Below are 15323 nucleotides of genomic sequence, written 5' to 3' on the forward strand. Positions count from 1 at the left end.
CTGCGCATGGGAGCCTATATTCTCAGGCGTTTGCTGCTGATCATTCCGACCTTGCTGGGGATTATGATCATCAACTTCGCCCTTGTGCAATTCGTGCCAGGTGGCCCGATCGAACAGGTTATTGCCCAGATGCAGGGGCAGGGCGATGTGTTCGAGGGATTTTCGGGCGGGGGCAATGACGCAGGCGCGGCAGTTGCGGGCCCAGAGCAATATATCGGCGCGCGGGGGCTTCCGCCGGAATTCATCGCCAAGCTGGAAAAGGAATTCGGCTTTGATAAACCGCCGTTGGAGCGGTTCATGATGATGCTGTGGAACTATGCGCGGCTGGATTTCGGGACCAGTTATTTCCGGTCGATTTCGGTGATTGATCTGGTGCTGGAAAAGATGCCGGTGTCGATCACGCTGGGGCTGTGGTCAACGCTGATTGCCTATGCGATTTCGATCCCGTTGGGCATTCGCAAGGCGGTGAAGGATGGCAGCGGGTTCGACACCTGGACCAGTGCGGTGATCATCGTCGCCTATGCGATTCCGGGGTTTCTGTTTGCGATCCTGCTGCTGGTGCTGTTCGCGGGCGGGTCATATTGGCAGATTTTCCCGTTACGCGGTCTGACGTCGGATAATTTCGAACAGCTGTCGTGGCTGGGCAAGGCGGCGGATTATCTGTGGCATATCACGCTGCCGGTTGTGGCCTCGACCATCTCGGCGTTTGCGACGCTGACGTTGCTGACCAAGAACAGCTTTCTGGACGAGATCAAGAAACACTATGTGATGACGGCGCGGGCCAAGGGCCTGTCAGAGCATCAGGTGCTGTATGGCCATGTGTTCCGCAACGCGATGCTGATCGTGATTGCCGGGTTTCCGGCGGTTTTCATTGGCGTGTTTTTCGGCGGCTCGCTGATCATCGAGACGATCTTTTCGCTCGACGGTCTTGGTCGTCTGGGGTTCGAGGCCGCCGTGGCGCGCGATTACCCGGTGATCTTCGGCACGCTGTTCATCTTTGGTCTGATCGGGCTGGTGGTCGGCATTCTGTCGGACATCATGTATGTGGTCGTCGATCCACGCATTGACTTCGAGAGGAGGGAAGGCTGATGGCCCTGTCACCGCTCAACCAGCGCCGCTGGAACAACTTCAAACGCAATCGCCGGGCGCTGTGGTCGCTGGTGATTTTCTGCGTGCTGTTCGGCCTGTCGCTGTTCGCCGAGTTCATCGCCAACGATAAGCCGATCCTGATCAGCTATCGCGGGGAATATTATACGCCGATCTTCCGGTTCTATCCTGAAACCGCCTTTGGCGGCGATTTCCAGACCGAGGCCGCGTATCGCGACCCCGAGGTGAAATGCCTGATTGCCAGCGGCGGGTTGGATGCCTGTTTCGATGATCCCGAGGGGGTTATGGTCGAGGCCGAGCAAACGGGGATCGTGGATGGTCAGGCGATCAAGGCGGGCTGGGCGATCTGGCCGCCAATCCCTTATAGTTACCGCACCACGGTGGATCGACCGGGGGCTGCGCCGCTGGCGCCGAATGCGCAGAACTGGCTGGGCACCGATGACACCAAACGCGATGTGGTGGCGCGGGTGATTTATGGCTTCCGGCTGTCGATCCTGTTCACGCTGATCGTAACGACGCTGGCCAGCGTTCTGGGCATCGTTGCGGGGGCGTTGCAGGGCTATTTCGGCGGCTGGCTGGACCTGATTTTCCAGCGCGTAATCGAGATCTGGGGTGCGACGCCGTCGCTGTATGTGATCATCATCCTGTTTGCCATTCTGGGCCGCAGTTTCTGGCTGTTGGTCTTTATCACGGTGCTGTTTGGCTGGACCTCGCTTGTGGGGGTGGTGCGGGCGGAATTTCTGCGCGCGCGCAATCTGGAGTATGTCCGCGCGGCCAAGGCGCTGGGGGTGGGCAACACGGTGATCATGTTCCGCCATATGCTGCCGAATGCGATGGTGGCGACGGTGACAATGCTGCCCTTCATCGTGACCGGCACAATTGCCACGCTGGCGAGCCTGGATTTTCTGGGCTTCGGCCTGCCCAGTTCGGCGCCCTCGCTGGGCGAGCTGACGCTTCAGGCGAAGCAGAACCTGCAGGCGCCCTGGCTGGCCTTCACCGCGTTTTTCACCTTTGCGATCATGCTGTCGCTCTTGGTGTTCATCTTCGAGGGCGTGCGTGATGCGTTTGACCCCAGAAAGACGTTTCAATGAGCGGGTCTGTCTGCATATCGTCCCTGCAATGCAAGTTGACGGGTCTGTTCGGGACACTGGTTGTGATCTGCGGCACTGCGCTGGCCTGGGTGGTGTTTGAGGGTCTAAGTTCGGGAGCGTCGATTGGCCTGATGCTAGGGCTACTGATCGTGCCGCTGTGGCCCACGAGTTGCGCGGTGGGGCTGGCCGTGATCCTGCGGGTGATGCAGCGTCCGCCGGGCTGGCTTGCACTAGCAGCGGCTGCGGGCGGTGCTGTTTGGGCGGTGATCATGTTGAATATGCTGGAGCGCCTATGAGCCTGCTTGAGGTCAAGAACCTGACCGTGGCCTTCCGCCAGGATGGCAAGATGAATCAGGCCGTCAAAGGCGTGAGCTTTACGCTGAACCGCGGGGAGACCGTGGCGCTGGTCGGTGAAAGCGGCTCGGGTAAATCGGTCACGGCGCTGAGCACTGTGTCGCTGCTGGGCGGATCGGCCGAGGTGGGTGGCTCGGTCACCTATGACGGGCAGCAGATGATCGGCGCGGATGAGACGATGCTGCGCAAGGTGCGCGGCAACGACATCAGTTTTATTTTCCAAGAACCGATGACCAGCCTGAACCCGCTGCACACGATCGAAAAGCAGCTGGTGGAATCGCTGGCACTGCATCAGGGGCTGGTGGGGGCAGCGGCACGGGCGCGAATATTAGAGCTGCTGCAAAAGGTCGGCATTCGTGATGCCGAAAGCCGTCTGGGGGCCTATCCGCATCAGCTGTCAGGTGGGCAGCGCCAGCGGGTGATGATCGCCATGGCGCTGGCCAACAAGCCCGATGTCCTGATTGCGGACGAGCCGACAACGGCGCTGGACGTGACCATTCAGGCGCAGATCCTGGAGCTGCTGGCCGAGCTGAAGGCCGAGGAAAACATGGGGCTGCTGTTCATCACCCATGATCTGGGCATCGTCAAACGCATCGCCGACAAGGTCTGCGTGATGAAGGACGGCGAAATTGTCGAGGCAGGCCCGACGGAGCAGATATTTGCCAACCCGCAGCATCCCTATACGCGCACATTGCTGGCAGCACGCGCAGTGGGGCAGCCCGCGCCGGTGCCCGAGGGCGCGGCAGAGCTGATCCGCACCGACCACCTCAAGGTCTGGTTCCCGATCCAGCGGGGGTTTTTCAAAACCGTAGTCGGCCACGTCAAGGCGGTGAATGACGCCAGTATCAGCGTGCGTGCGGGCGAAACGCTTGGGATCGTCGGTGAAAGTGGCTCGGGCAAGACAACGCTGGCGCTGGCGATCATGCGGCTGATCGGCTCTGAAGGCGGGATCACCTATGACGGGCAGGACGTGCGCGGCTGGTCCACGCGCAAGCTGCGCAGCCTGCGCAAGGATATGCAGATCGTGTTTCAGGATCCGTTCGGATCGCTGTCGCCGCGCATGACCTGTGAACAGATCATCGCCGAGGGGCTGGGCGTGCACGGGGTCGATCCGGGGCGCAACCGCCGCGATATGGTGGCGGAAGTGATGACTGAAACTGGCCTCGACCCGGCCACGATGCACCGCTATCCGCATGAGTTTTCGGGCGGTCAGCGCCAACGCATCGCCATTGCCCGCGCCATGATCCTGCGCCCGCGCCTTGTGGTGCTGGACGAGCCGACCTCGGCGCTGGACATGACGGTTCAGGTGCAGATCGTCGATCTTCTGCGCCAGTTGCAGGTCAAACATGGGCTGGCTTATCTGTTCATCAGCCACGACCTGAACGTGGTCCGCGCCATGAGCCACAAGGTGATGGTGATGAAGCAGGGCGATGTCATCGAAGCCGGGCGCGCGGAAGACGTCTTTTCCGCGCCGCAGACCGAATACACCCGCGCGCTTCTGTCCGCCGCGCTGGAACCCACGCCAGTACCCGCCCCGGTCACTGCTGGCTGAGAACTCGTATCTCACATTTTGGAAATATCCCCGCCGGAGGCTTCTGTTCGCACGGTTGTGTGCCTCCGGCGGGGGTATTTGACAAAATGTGAAGCCGGGGATCACAATCCGGGAAGGTCCAGCACCAGCGCGGCGTGGTCGCTGGCATGCGGGCGGTGATGGCCGGTCTGCGCCAGATGCGGGCCGGGGTTACGGTGGGCTTCAAGGCTCATCCCTGAGCGGATCACCTGCGGCACGGCATCGGGCCAGCGGCGGGCGACTGCGGGGCTGGCAAGTATCGCGTCGGGGTGGCCGTAAAGCTGTTGGTGCGTATTGTGCCAGGACCAGCGGTCCTCGGACGGCAAGCGATCAAGCAGATTGACCGAGAAATCACCCAGCAACGGTGCGAGCGCGCTTTTTGAGCTGCTTCTGCGGGCGGGTTCGTTCAGATCCCCCAGCACCAGCCACAGCGCATGGGCAGGATCGGCAAAGCGGCGGGTGATCAGGCGGTGGAGGGCTTGTGCTTCGGCGTGGCGGGTGGCCCAGACTTGTGGCGTGTCAGGGTAGGGCGCCTTGAAGTGGCAGATGAACAGGGTCAGCCCCCGCGTTTCGACCTGCAGCACGTCGCGGCGAAACACCGGCAGGTCAGGAGCGGCGCCGGGCAGGGTCAGCCCCAGATCCGCGGGGGTCAGGCTGGCGTGGCTTTGCACGCTGTCCAGCGGCCGACGCGACAACACGGCCACGTCGAGCCCGCGCCCGTCGTTGCCGGGCAAGCAGTGGCGATAGGGGTAATTCACGCCGATCGGCGCAAGGACGTTGTCGTGGAAATGGTCCAGCGTCTCCTGATCGAAGACCTCTTGCAGTGCCAGAACATCGGCCTGCGTTTCGCGGATCACCTGCGCGGTCAGGTGTCGGTCGGCCTTATCCAGCCGGGCGGCCTGAGGCCCCTGATCGCGGGGCATGTCACCGTCGCGCGCGCCATCCAGATGGGTGCCGCGCAGGCGCAGGTTTTGCAGGTTGAAGGTGGCAATCCTCACACTCGCCTCCGGTCTGCTCTGGGGCCAAAACTGTCGGGCGCTTAGATCGCCGAAGAATGCCCGGACTTGCTGAGATCATAGGCGTCAAAGCTGCGGGCGACGATCCGGGTCAGCGGGCGCGCGTCTGGCGGGATATGCAGGTCGCCGTTGTGCACTTCAAGCGTATCTGGAAAGGCGCTGAGCGTGTCGTTGAACATATCGGTCATCCGCTCAGCCGTGACTGCAAACCGCTGTTGCAGTTCGAGGGTATCGACACGGAAATCGCACATCAGCATTTCGATGATGCGGCTGCGCAGGCGGTCTTCGTCTGAAAAGACATGCCCTTTGGACACCGAGAAACGGCCATCGCGGATGGCGGCGGTATGGGCCCCGGTGGCCGGTGCATTCTGGGTATAGCCTTGCGGAAAGCGCGAGATCGAGGAGGCGCCGACACCGATCAGCACATCAGAGGTATCATCGGTGTAGCCCTGAAAGTTGCGCCGCAACGAGCCTGCTTTTTGCGCGATGGCCAGCCCGTCAGAGGGGGCGGCGAAGTGGTCGATCCCGACCTCGGCGTAGTTGTCCCACAGAAACATCCGACGGGCGGTTTCGAACAGTTCCAGCCGCTCTTGCGGGGTGGGCAGGGTCTCTGACGGGATCATCTGCTGACGCTTGGCCATCCACGGCACATGCGCATAGCCATAAAGCGCAACCCGGTCCGGGTTCAGCGACAGCAGTTTCTGCACACTTTCCGTGATGCGTTCGCGCGATTGATGCGGCAGGCCGAACAGGATGTCGGCATTCAGGCTGTAGACACCATGCGCGCGAATCGCTTCGATCGCGTCGCGGGTTACTTCATAGCCCTGAATCCGGCCAATGGTCTGCTGAATCTGATCGTCAAAATCCTGCACCCCGATCGAGGCGCGGTTCATGCCTGCGGCGGCGAGCGCGGTCAGGCGGGCATCGTCAATCTCGTTCGGATCAATCTCGACCGAAAACTCGGCATTTTCGGCGAAAGGCGCGACCTCGGCGATTGCTTCGGCCAGATCGGTCATCATTTCGGCGGACAAAAGCGTGGGCGTGCCGCCGCCCCAATGCAGCCGCGAAAGACGCACGCCTTCAGGGAGAATCGCTGCCAGTAGTTTCAACTCGGCTTTCAGGGTTTCTAGGTACGCGGCAACCGGGGCTTGAGTTTGCGTGCCTTGAGTCCGGCAAGCGCAGAACCAGCAGAGCCGGCGACAAAAGGGCACATGCACATAAAGGGATATGTTGGAGTTTGGCGCTATCTCCTTGACCCATATAGAAAATTTACCCGCACCGACCGTCTTTGAGAAGTGCGGTGCTGTGGGGTAACTGGTATATCGAGGCACTTTGGCATCGAACAGACCGAGTTTTGCAAGTTGCGTTTTTGGCTTCATAAGCCTAGCCTTTAGTAGGAACAGGACTGGCCTACTTTGACCCAGATCAAGCGCGCGGACGGAAATCATGCTGAAAGAAGAAACACTTTCGACACCACACGACTGCACCGAATGCCCAATTCGACACCGGGCTGTCTGCGCGCGTTGCGAAAGCGACGAGCTGGAGGTGTTGGAAGAGATTAAATATTATCGCAGCTTCCAGGCTGGCCAGACAGTGATCTGGTCGGGCGACAAGATGGATTTTGTCGGTTCCGTCGTGACAGGAATCGCGACATTGACCCAGACAATGGAAGACGGGCGCACCCAGATGGTGGGCCTGTTGCTGCCCAGCGATTTTGTTGGGCGTCCGGGGCGTGACGGATCGGCCTATGACGTGGTGGCGACAACCGATCTGGTGATGTGCTGCTTCCGCAAGAAGCCGTTCGAGACGATGATGGAGCGCACGCCGCATGTGGCGCAGCGCCTGTTGGAAATGACGCTGGACGAACTGGATGCGGCACGCGAATGGATGCTGGTGCTGGGGCGCAAGACTGCGCGTGAAAAGATCGCCAGCCTGTTGTCGATCATCGCCCGGCGCGATGCCACGCTGAACCTGCGCACGCCGCAGGGGGCGCTGGTGTTCGATCTGCCGCTGACCCGCGAGGCGATGGCCGATTATCTGGGCCTGACGCTGGAAACGGTCAGCCGTCAGATTTCGGCGCTGAAACGCGACGGGGTGATTGTGCTGGAAGGCAAACGCCACATTACAGTGCCGGATTTCAACCGGTTGCTGGACGAGGCGGGCGACGACAGCGACGGCGGCATGTTCGCCTAAGTTAAACAGAGGGGCGCTGGCGCTAGGATTTGCGCTGCGCCTCGGCTTCGGCGGCCTTGCCTTTGCTCTCTTGGCCATTTCCCCATTTCATCAGGCCCAGCCCCGCCAGCATCACGCCGATGCCGCCAAAGACCAGCGCCAGAAAAATTCCCAGCTGTACAAGAATGTGTAGTCCCATCTTTGCGATCTCCTGTTGCCATGGTTTCGCAATCATCGGGCCAAGGGGAAGGGGGCCATACGGCCCCCTGCATTTAGATCAGTGCGCCATGAACACCGGCAGATCGGCCTGTTCCAGCATCGAGCGGGTTGCACCGCCCAGAATGGCCTCGCGGAAGCGGGAATGGCCATAGGCCCCCATCACCACCAGATCGGCGTTGGTGTCGTCAGCATGGCGCAGCAGCACATCCGAGACCCGCGGCATGGTTTTTGACAGAACGTCAATTTCCACTTTCACGTCATGACGTGCCAGAAATTGCGACAATTGCCCACCGGGATCCGACCGGCTGGGGCCGTGGACTGGCGGATCAATCACGACCACGCGCACGGTGTCGGCGGCTTGCAGAATTGGCAAGGCAGCGCGCACGGCGGCCATCGCCTCGTTGCTTTCGTTCCATGCGATCGACACGTTCTTGGCGGCAGAGATGGGCTTGCCCTTGGCGGGCAGCATGATCACCGGCACTTTGCCGTCAAACATCGCCGCCTCCAGGATCGGTTCAAGCTCGGCCCCGCGTTTTTCGCCATATGGCTGCGGCAGAATAGCCAGATCCGAGAAGCGCGCCCGCATCGCCACATGCCGACCAATATCGGCCAGTTGCGCCACACCGGTTTCCGAACTCCACCGGATGCCCGAAGCGTCAAGCACATGTTTGACACGGGCTTCGACGGCCTGCGCCTCTTCATGGGCGCGCGTGATGGTTTCTTGCAGCACCATCGCGTTGGCCCCGGCATAGTAATATCCGGTCTGTGTCCGGTCCACGCCCATGCACAGCACATCAAGATGCGCATCACCCGCATTCGCAAGGGCAATGCCCTGTTCCAGAACCGGATCCACCAACTTGGGATCGGTCAGGACCGAGAATAAAGTCTTATAGGCCATTTCACCCTCCATTCGCTTAAAACGACTTGAGATCACGTTAGGGTGCGGAATGGTCTTTGGCTTTGATACGTGTCAACAAATCGAAACGCAAATTTTGACACAGATCAAGGCAGGGCGGCGCACAGGCACGCATTAAGACAATCAGTCTGGAACCGCCTGAGCGGCATACGAATCGTTCAGGAATTAGACGAAGGGACGCAAAATGAGTAATTATATCAAGCTGATCGTGCTTGGCTTGATCACGCTTCTGGCGATGATCGCGGCCAACTATGCGCGCGATGTGGCTTACATGGTGAACGCGCTGACAATCGCGCTGGTCGCCGGAGGCTTTTTTCTGTGGACATTGCGCCATACTGACGAGGAAACGTCAGATGTCGATTTGTCCGGGGAATACATGGATGGGGTGGTGCGCGCGGGCGTGATCGCGACCTCGTTCTGGGGAGTTGTCGGCTTTTTGGTAGGCGTGACAATCGCATTCCAATTGGCTTTTCCGCAGCTTAATTTCGACTGGGCTCAGGGCTATGCCAACTTTGGCCGCCTGCGCCCTCTTCACACCTCGGCGGTGATTTTCGCCTTTGGTGGCAACGCTTTGATCGGAACATCGTTCTATGTGGTTCAACGCACCAGCGCCGCGCGGCTTTGGGGCGGCAATCTGGCGTGGTTCGTGTTCTGGGGCTATCAGCTGTTCATCGTGCTGGCCGCAACCGGGTATCTTCTGGGCGCGACCCAGTCGAAAGAATACGCCGAGCCGGAATGGTATGTTGACCTGTGGCTGACCGTCGTCTGGCTGAGCTATCTGGCGGTTTTCGTCGGTACGCTGGTCAAGCGGAAAGAAAAGCACATCTACGTCGCCAACTGGTTCTATCTGTCCTTCATCATCACCGTGGCAATGCTGCATGTGATGAACAACCTGTCGATCCCGGTTTCGGTCTTCGGGTCCAAGTCGGTTCAGGTCTTTTCGGGCGTGCAAGACGCAATGACGCAGTGGTGGTATGGCCACAACGCCGTGGGCTTCTTCCTGACTGCGGGTTTTCTGGGCATGATGTATTACTTCGTGCCGAAACAGGCCGAGCGTCCCGTCTATTCCTATAAGCTGTCGATCATCCACTTCTGGGCGCTGATCTTCATCTATATCTGGGCTGGGCCGCACCACTTGCATTATACCGCGTTGCCGGATTGGGCTTCGACCCTCGGCATGGTGTTCTCGATCGTTCTGTGGATGCCCAGCTGGGGCGGCATGATCAACGGTCTGATGACGCTGTCGGGCGCTTGGGACAAGCTGCGCACCGATCCGATCATCCGTATGATGGTTATCTCGGTTGGCTTTTACGGCATGTCCACGTTCGAGGGTCCGATGATGTCGATCCGCGCGGTGAACTCGCTGTCGCACTATACCGACTGGACCATCGGTCACGTTCATTCCGGTGCCTTGGGCTGGAACGGTATGATCACCTTTGGCGCGCTGTACTTCCTGACGCCGAAGCTGTGGAACCGTGAGCGGCTCTATTCGCTCAGCCTTGTGTCCTGGCACTTCTGGCTCGCGACCATCGGCATCATTCTCTACGCCGCTTCGATGTGGGTGACGGGGATCATGGAAGGCCTGATGTGGCGCGAAGTCGACGCAAACGGTTTCCTTGTGAACTCGTTCGCTGACACGGTTGCCGCGAAGTTCCCGATGTATGTGGTGCGTGGAACCGGGGGTCTGATGTACCTCGGGGGCGGATTGATCATGTGCTACAACCTTTGGATGACTGTGAAACGTTCGCCGGCTGTTGAAGCCACGAACAGCACAGTCCCGGCTGAATAAGGAGGGCCGGACAATGGCAATTCTCGACAAACACGCGATCCTTGAACGCAACGTTACGCTGCTGGCCATCTTTGCCTTCCTCGTTGTGACCATCGGGGGGATCGTACAGATCGCCCCGCTGTTCTGGCTGGAAAATACGATCGAGGACGTAGAGGGCATGCGCCCCTACGCCCCGCTCGAGCTGGCCGGGCGCGACATCTATGTGCGCGAAGGCTGCTATGTGTGCCATAGCCAGATGATCCGCCCGATGCGGGACGAGGTCGAACGCTATGGCCACTACTCGCTGGCGGCGGAATCGCAGTATGACCACCCGTTTCAGTGGGGGTCCAAGCGGACCGGGCCGGATCTGGCCCGCGTCGGTGGCCGTTATTCGGATGACTGGCACCTTGATCACCTGCGCAACCCGCAATCGGTTGTGCCGGAATCGGTCATGCCGAAATACGGTTTCCTTGAAAACCGCATGATCGACGGCAAGTATATTCAGGATCTCATGAGCACGCACCGCTTGGTTGGTGTGCCCTATACCGACGAGATGCTGGAAAACGCGCAGGCTGATTTCACCGCGCAATCTGACCCGGACAGCGACTTCGATGCGCTGCTGGAACGCTATCCCGGTGCTCAGGTTCGCAACTTTGACGGTCAGGCCGGGATCTCCGAAGCGGATGCTCTGATCTCCTATCTCCAAATGTTGGGCACGTTGGTTGATTTCTCGACCTTCACCCCCGACGCAAGCCGGTAAGGGAGGGCACGGATATGGAAACCTATTCCCTGCTCAGAGAGTTCGCCGACAGCTGGATGTTGCTGCTTTTGTTTGGCTTTTTCGTTGGCATGATCATCTTCGTGATGCGCCCCGGCGGAACCAAGACCTATAAGGACGTTGCTGACATCCCGTTCCGGCATGAAGACAAACCCGCCGCAGACGGCGGTCCCGCCAAGGAGGCGTGAGGATATGGCTAAACAACCTCAGAAGAAGCAAGACCATGGCACGACCGGCCATGAATGGGACGGTATTGAAGAGCTGAACACACCGCTGCCGCGTTGGTGGCTGTGGACATGGTACGCCTGTATCGTCTGGGCCATCCTGTATTCGGTCGCCTATCCGGCGTGGCCGGGGATCAAGGCGGCCACGCCGGGCCTGCTGGGCTGGTCCACCCGCGCCAATGTTCAGACCGAGATTGACATGGCCGAAGCGCGGTTGGCGCCGATGAACGTCAAGCTGGAGGCGGCGGATCTGACAGCCATCGCCGGTGACCCCGAGTTGCAAACCTATGCCGCGTCGGCAGGTGGTGCGGTGTTCAAAACCTGGTGCGCACAGTGCCACGGTTCGGGCGCCGCGGGGGCCAAGGGCTATCCCAACCTGCTGGATGACGACTGGCTTTGGGGCGGGGATATCGAGGCGATCCACACCACGGTCACCCACGGGATCCGCAACACGGACGACGACGATGCGCGGTTCTCGCAAATGCCCGCATTCGGTCGTGACGAGCTGTTGGAGCCTGTGCAGATTGATCAGGTCGTCAACTTCGTGATGTCGCTGTCCGACACGCCGCAGGATCCCACGATGGTCGCCGAAGGTGCCGTTGTGTTCGAGGACAACTGCGCCGCCTGCCATATGGAAGATGGCACCGGGGATCGTGCACAGGGTGCGCCGGACCTGACCGATGCGATCTGGCTCTATGGTGGTGATTTCGCCACGCTCAAGACCACGGTGTCGAACGCCCGCTTTGGTGTAATGCCAAACTGGAACACGCGCCTGTCCGAGGCCGAGATCCGCGCCGTGTCTGCATACGTCCACCAGTTGGGCGGCGGCGAGTAAGTTACAAGAATACCCATGGGCGTTTCCTGCGCCCATGGGTCGGCACCGGTCTTCCGTCCTGTTCGCGCGTTTCCTGGAGGGCCGGTGCCACCTTTTTCCCGCAAGACCCCCCGAGCTGTCAAGCAAACCCGGTCTGCGGGGTCACGCCTTACAGATCATAGGGATCGGTATTGCGGATCGGATCGACCCACCAATTGCCCCGCGGCAACCAACGGCGCGGTTTGCGCGCTTGGGGGCGTGGCGCATCACGCAGCTGCACAGTGTTGGTTCGCGTGGCCGTCATGAAAGATTGAGCATAAATTCCCAGCATGGCATTCCCTTTCCAAGTTGCTGAATTGTGCTTTTATCATGACGTAAAACCTGCAATTCTGCGATTCAGGAATAATTCCGTACTGTAAGCTGGGGTTACATAATGGATTGGCGCGGCCTTCCTTCGCTCAGCGCGCTTCGGGCCTTTTCCGCCTTTCATCAGGCCGGGTCGATGTCGGCGGCGGGGACGGCGCTGAATGTCAGCCACGCGGCCATTTCGCAGCAGATCAAGGCGCTTGAGGCGCATCTGGGCGTGACGTTGCTGGATCGGTCAACCCGGCTTCCGGGTTTGACCGCAGATGGCGCCCGCCTGGCCGAGGCGCTGGAGCAGGGGTTCGACACCGTCGCGCGCGCGGTGGCCGAGCTGACGGGGGCGGATGCGAACCGCCCGTTGCAGCTGTCGGTCACGCCGTCTTTTGCCTCGGGGTGGCTGATGCCGCGCCTCGCTGATTTTCGTCACCACCACCCGCAGATCGACCTGATGATCGATCCCACGTCCGAGGTGAAAACCCTGGCCCCCGGCGGGATCGACATCGCCCTGCGCTATGGCAATGGGCAGTGGCCGGGGCTGCAGGCCGAGCGGTTGATCTCGTCGCCCATTGTGATTGTCGCGGCCCCCGGCGTTGTCGATGGCGAGGGGCCACACGCGCCTGAGGACCTGAGGAATTACCATTGGTTGCAAGAGCTTGGCACCAGCGAGGCCACCGATTGGCTGGACCTGCACGGGGTCACGCCGGACCGGGCCAAGGGCATGACCACGCTGCCCGGCAATCTGATGATTGATGCCGCCAGAAACGGGCAGGGCATCGGCGTGGTCGCCCGCGTCTTTGTCGCGGCAGATATTGACGCGGGCCGCCTTATTCAGCTGTTTCAAGATGATCGCCGCAAGGGGTATTATGTGGTCACGCGCCCCGGCGTGCAGCGCCCGCCGTTGCGCGCGATGGTGAACTGGCTGCGCAAGCAGGCGGCGGAATAGATGTTTTTCAGAGTCAGATTTGATGCAGGTCAAGGTCTGGCCAGCACAAGCCTGTGACAAGAACGTAAATTGAACCATAGCCGGAGTGATTCCGTGTCGCAGACCGAACCCGAAGCCCCCCCAAGCCTTTACGCGGCCCGCGAGCCGATTTTCCCCCGCCGCGTCAAAGGCAAGTTCCGGTCGCTGAAGTGGGTTATCATGGCGGTGACGCTGGGGATTTATTACCTTGCCCCCTGGATCAGATGGGACCGTGGCCCGCAACTGCCGGATCAGGCGATTCTGATTGATATGGCCAACCGCCGGTTCTTTTTCTTCTGGATCGAGATCTGGCCGCATGAATTCTATTTCATCGCCGGGCTTCTGGTGATGGCGGGGCTGGGGCTGTTCCTGTTCACCTCGGCGCTTGGCCGGGTCTGGTGCGGCTATACCTGTCCGCAGACCGTCTGGACCGACCTGTTCATTCTTGTCGAGCGATGGATCGAGGGCGACCGAAATGCGCGCCTGCGCCTGCACCGACAGAAAAAGCTGGATTTTCGCAAGGCGCGGCTCAGGCTGACCAAGTGGGTTGTCTGGCTGCTGATCGGCATGGCCACGGGCGGCGCTTGGGTGTTCTATTTCGCCGATGCGCCCACGTTGCTGGTTGATCTGTTTACGCTTCAGGCGCATCCGATCGCCTATATGTTCGTGGCCTCGCTGACGCTGACCACCTTTCTGTTTGGCGGGTTCTTCCGTGAACAGATTTGCGTTTACGCCTGCCCGTGGCCGCGTATTCAGGCGGCGATGATGGACGAGGACACCCTTACCGTTGGCTATCGCAGCTGGCGGGGCGAGCCGCGCGGCAAGCATCGCAAGGCCGAAACCACCGAGCCGCAGGGCGATTGCATCGACTGCATGGCCTGCGTCAACGTCTGCCCGATGGGGATCGACATCCGCGATGGTCAGCAGTTGGAATGCATCACCTGCGCCCTGTGCATTGATGCCTGTGACGAAGTGATGGACAAAATCGGCAAGCCACGCGGGCTGATCGACTATATGGCGCTGACGGACGAGGCGGCGGAACGTGCGGGCAAACCGGTCAAGCCGGTGATGAAGCATATCCTGCGACCGCGCACGCTGATGTATACTGCGCTGTGGTCGCTGGTTGGAATCGGGCTGGTGGTGGCGCTGTTTATCCGCCCCGACATTGACCTGACCGTGGCGCCGGTGCGCAATCCCACCTTTGTTACCCTGTCTGACGGGTCGGTGCGCAACACCTATGACGTGCGTCTGCGCAACAAGCACGGCGAAGATCGGCCCTTCCTGATTTCGCTCAAGGGCGATCCGGCCTTGCGGGTCGAGCTGGAAGGCACGATCTATAGCTCGGTCACGGTGCCTGCTGACAGCACCCACTTGCAGCGGGTCTATGTGATTGCGCCCAAGGGATCGGCGCCTGCGGAACACCGGCGGACCGAGTTCCGCATCTGGGTCGAAGATACCGCAAGCGGCGAACGCGCCTATAAGGACACTGTGTTTAACGGAAGGACAAACTGATGGCTGTGCGCGAAATTACCGGGCGTCATGTCTTCATGGGCTTCGTTGCCGCATTCGGCATCATCATCGGGGTGAATATCCTGCTGGCGGTGCAGGCGGTGCGCACGTTCCCCGGGCTTGAGGTGAAGAACTCTTATGTTGCCAGTCAGGAGTTCAACGTCCGCAAGGACGCGCAAGAGGCACTGGGCTGGACCGTGCGCGCAGACGAGGCTGACGGGGTTGTGGTGCTGAAGATCACCGACGCCACCGGGCAGCCGGTGCGCGTCAAACAGCTGCATGCCATCGTGGGGCGCGCCACCCAGATCGCTGATGATGTCGAGCCGGATTTCGCCTTTGACGGTGCCGCCTATACCGCGCCACTTGAACTGGCGGGGGGGAATTGGAACATTCGCATGACCGCGCTGGCCGATAACGGAACCGAGTTCACCCAACGGGTTATTCTGCACGTCAAAAGGTAA

At 60.5% G+C, this 15323-nt stretch carries 17 protein-coding genes; 12 read left to right on the top strand and 5 right to left on the bottom strand.

What is annotated here, in order from left to right:
• Nucleotides 1-6: 6 nt before the first annotated feature.
• The 4 genes from BSF79_RS06390 to BSF79_RS06405 are packed head-to-tail and all read left to right on the top strand — an operon-like array spanning nt 7 to nt 4104.
• Nucleotides 7-1089 (top strand): microcin C ABC transporter permease YejB, encoded by a 1083-nt coding sequence (locus BSF79_RS06390; RefSeq protein WP_090269017.1) that lies wholly within the window; start codon nt 7-9, stop codon nt 1087-1089.
• Nucleotides 1089-2198, top strand: a complete 1110-nt coding sequence (locus BSF79_RS06395) for an ABC transporter permease (protein WP_090269018.1) — start codon at nt 1089-1091, stop codon at nt 2196-2198. The genes BSF79_RS06390 and BSF79_RS06395 overlap by 1 nt, the downstream gene beginning before the upstream one ends.
• Nucleotides 2195-2494 (top strand): hypothetical protein, encoded by a 300-nt coding sequence (locus BSF79_RS06400; RefSeq protein ID WP_090269019.1) that lies wholly within the window; start codon nt 2195-2197, stop codon nt 2492-2494. Before BSF79_RS06395 ends, BSF79_RS06400 begins: the two co-directional genes overlap by 4 nt.
• Nucleotides 2491-4104, top strand: a complete 1614-nt coding sequence (locus BSF79_RS06405; protein ID WP_090269020.1) for an ABC transporter ATP-binding protein — start codon at nt 2491-2493, stop codon at nt 4102-4104. Before BSF79_RS06400 ends, BSF79_RS06405 begins: the two co-directional genes overlap by 4 nt.
• A 101-nt stretch (nt 4105-4205) precedes the next feature.
• On the opposite strand, the gene BSF79_RS06410 is transcribed toward BSF79_RS06405, so the two are convergent.
• Both BSF79_RS06410 and hemN read right to left on the bottom strand, forming a co-directional pair.
• Nucleotides 4206-5120, bottom strand: a complete 915-nt coding sequence (locus BSF79_RS06410) for an endonuclease/exonuclease/phosphatase family protein (protein WP_090269021.1) — start codon at nt 5118-5120, stop codon at nt 4206-4208.
• A gap of 41 nt (nt 5121-5161) precedes the next feature.
• Nucleotides 5162-6517 carry an oxygen-independent coproporphyrinogen III oxidase gene (hemN, locus tag BSF79_RS06415; RefSeq protein ID WP_090269022.1) on the bottom strand — a complete coding sequence of 452 codons (1356 nt, stop codon included), beginning with the start codon at nt 6515-6517 and terminating at the stop codon, nt 5162-5164.
• Between the two features lie 67 nt (nt 6518-6584).
• On the opposite strand from hemN, the gene fnrL reads away from it, so the two are divergent.
• Complete coding sequence (fnrL, locus tag BSF79_RS06420; protein ID WP_090269023.1) at nt 6585-7331, top strand: transcriptional regulator FnrL; 747 nt, start codon at nt 6585-6587, stop codon at nt 7329-7331.
• Nucleotides 7332-7353: 22 nt separating this feature from the next.
• Here fnrL and BSF79_RS19725 read toward each other — a convergent pair whose 3' ends face one another.
• Both BSF79_RS19725 and BSF79_RS06430 read right to left on the bottom strand, forming a co-directional pair.
• Nucleotides 7354-7509 carry a hypothetical protein gene (locus tag BSF79_RS19725; RefSeq protein ID WP_175545272.1) on the bottom strand — a complete coding sequence of 52 codons (156 nt, stop codon included), beginning with the start codon at nt 7507-7509 and terminating at the stop codon, nt 7354-7356.
• Between the two features lie 78 nt (nt 7510-7587).
• Entirely contained in the window at nt 7588-8427 is an 840-nt protein-coding gene (locus tag BSF79_RS06430) for a universal stress protein (RefSeq protein WP_090269106.1), read from the bottom strand.
• Nucleotides 8428-8629: 202 nt separating this feature from the next.
• On the opposite strand from BSF79_RS06430, the gene ccoN reads away from it, so the two are divergent.
• Genes ccoN through ccoP form a run of 4 tightly spaced genes read left to right on the top strand, consistent with a single transcriptional unit; the run spans nt 8630 to nt 12050 of the window.
• A complete protein-coding gene (ccoN, locus tag BSF79_RS06435) occupies nt 8630-10234 on the top strand; it encodes a cytochrome-c oxidase, cbb3-type subunit I (protein ID WP_090269025.1) in 1605 nt (534 codons plus the stop codon).
• A 13-nt stretch (nt 10235-10247) separates the two neighbouring features.
• The gene (gene ccoO / locus BSF79_RS06440) at nt 10248-10973 is read left to right on the top strand and encodes a cytochrome-c oxidase, cbb3-type subunit II (protein WP_090269026.1); all 726 of its coding nucleotides are present in this window, start codon (nt 10248-10250) and stop codon (nt 10971-10973) included.
• Between the two features lie 14 nt (nt 10974-10987).
• Complete coding sequence (locus BSF79_RS06445; RefSeq protein ID WP_090269027.1) at nt 10988-11179, top strand: cbb3-type cytochrome c oxidase subunit 3; 192 nt, start codon at nt 10988-10990, stop codon at nt 11177-11179.
• A gap of 4 nt (nt 11180-11183) precedes the next feature.
• The gene (ccoP, locus tag BSF79_RS06450; RefSeq protein ID WP_090269028.1) at nt 11184-12050 is read left to right on the top strand and encodes a cytochrome-c oxidase, cbb3-type subunit III; all 867 of its coding nucleotides are present in this window, start codon (nt 11184-11186) and stop codon (nt 12048-12050) included.
• 148 nt (nt 12051-12198) lie between these two features.
• Here the strand turns inward: ccoP and BSF79_RS20205 are convergent, their stop codons facing one another.
• Nucleotides 12199-12333 (bottom strand): hypothetical protein, encoded by a 135-nt coding sequence (locus tag BSF79_RS20205; RefSeq protein WP_281248633.1) that lies wholly within the window; start codon nt 12331-12333, stop codon nt 12199-12201.
• Between the two features lie 129 nt (nt 12334-12462).
• Between BSF79_RS20205 and BSF79_RS06455 the strand changes: the two genes are divergently transcribed.
• The 3 genes from BSF79_RS06455 to BSF79_RS06465 all read left to right on the top strand — a co-directional run bounded on the left by BSF79_RS06455 (nt 12463) and on the right by BSF79_RS06465 (nt 15323).
• Nucleotides 12463-13335: a LysR family transcriptional regulator gene (locus BSF79_RS06455; RefSeq protein ID WP_090269029.1), complete on the top strand. Its 873-nt coding sequence runs from the start codon at nt 12463-12465 to the stop codon at nt 13333-13335.
• Nucleotides 13336-13428: 93 nt separating this feature from the next.
• A complete protein-coding gene (gene ccoG / locus BSF79_RS06460) occupies nt 13429-14865 on the top strand; it encodes a cytochrome c oxidase accessory protein CcoG (RefSeq protein WP_090269030.1) in 1437 nt (478 codons plus the stop codon).
• A complete protein-coding gene (locus tag BSF79_RS06465) occupies nt 14865-15323 on the top strand; it encodes a FixH family protein (RefSeq protein ID WP_175545274.1) in 459 nt (152 codons plus the stop codon). The genes ccoG and BSF79_RS06465 overlap by 1 nt, the downstream gene beginning before the upstream one ends.

This window comes from Thalassovita taeanensis (assembly GCF_900110775.1).
Lineage (GTDB): Bacteria > Pseudomonadota > Alphaproteobacteria > Rhodobacterales > Rhodobacteraceae > Litorimicrobium > Litorimicrobium taeanense.

Coding starts and splice junctions, on each gene's coding strand:
- BSF79_RS06390 (WP_090269017.1), top strand. CDS start 7: ATGGGAGCCTATATTCTCAGGCGTTTGCTGCTGATCATTCCGACCTTG.
- BSF79_RS06395 (WP_090269018.1), top strand. CDS start 1,089: ATGGCCCTGTCACCGCTCAACCAGCGCCGCTGGAACAACTTCAAACGC.
- BSF79_RS06400 (WP_090269019.1), top strand. CDS start 2,195: ATGAGCGGGTCTGTCTGCATATCGTCCCTGCAATGCAAGTTGACGGGT.
- BSF79_RS06405 (WP_090269020.1), top strand. CDS start 2,491: ATGAGCCTGCTTGAGGTCAAGAACCTGACCGTGGCCTTCCGCCAGGAT.
- hemN (WP_090269022.1), bottom strand. CDS start 6,517: ATGAAGCCAAAAACGCAACTTGCAAAACTCGGTCTGTTCGATGCCAAA.
- fnrL (WP_090269023.1), top strand. CDS start 6,585: ATGCTGAAAGAAGAAACACTTTCGACACCACACGACTGCACCGAATGC.
- BSF79_RS19725 (WP_175545272.1), bottom strand. CDS start 7,509: ATGGGACTACACATTCTTGTACAGCTGGGAATTTTTCTGGCGCTGGTC.
- BSF79_RS06430 (WP_090269106.1), bottom strand. CDS start 8,427: ATGGCCTATAAGACTTTATTCTCGGTCCTGACCGATCCCAAGTTGGTG.
- ccoN (WP_090269025.1), top strand. CDS start 8,630: ATGAGTAATTATATCAAGCTGATCGTGCTTGGCTTGATCACGCTTCTG.
- ccoO (WP_090269026.1), top strand. CDS start 10,248: ATGGCAATTCTCGACAAACACGCGATCCTTGAACGCAACGTTACGCTG.
- BSF79_RS06445 (WP_090269027.1), top strand. CDS start 10,988: ATGGAAACCTATTCCCTGCTCAGAGAGTTCGCCGACAGCTGGATGTTG.
- ccoP (WP_090269028.1), top strand. CDS start 11,184: ATGGCTAAACAACCTCAGAAGAAGCAAGACCATGGCACGACCGGCCAT.
- BSF79_RS20205 (WP_281248633.1), bottom strand. CDS start 12,333: ATGACGGCCACGCGAACCAACACTGTGCAGCTGCGTGATGCGCCACGC.
- BSF79_RS06455 (WP_090269029.1), top strand. CDS start 12,463: ATGGATTGGCGCGGCCTTCCTTCGCTCAGCGCGCTTCGGGCCTTTTCC.
- BSF79_RS06465 (WP_175545274.1), top strand. CDS start 14,865: ATGGCTGTGCGCGAAATTACCGGGCGTCATGTCTTCATGGGCTTCGTT.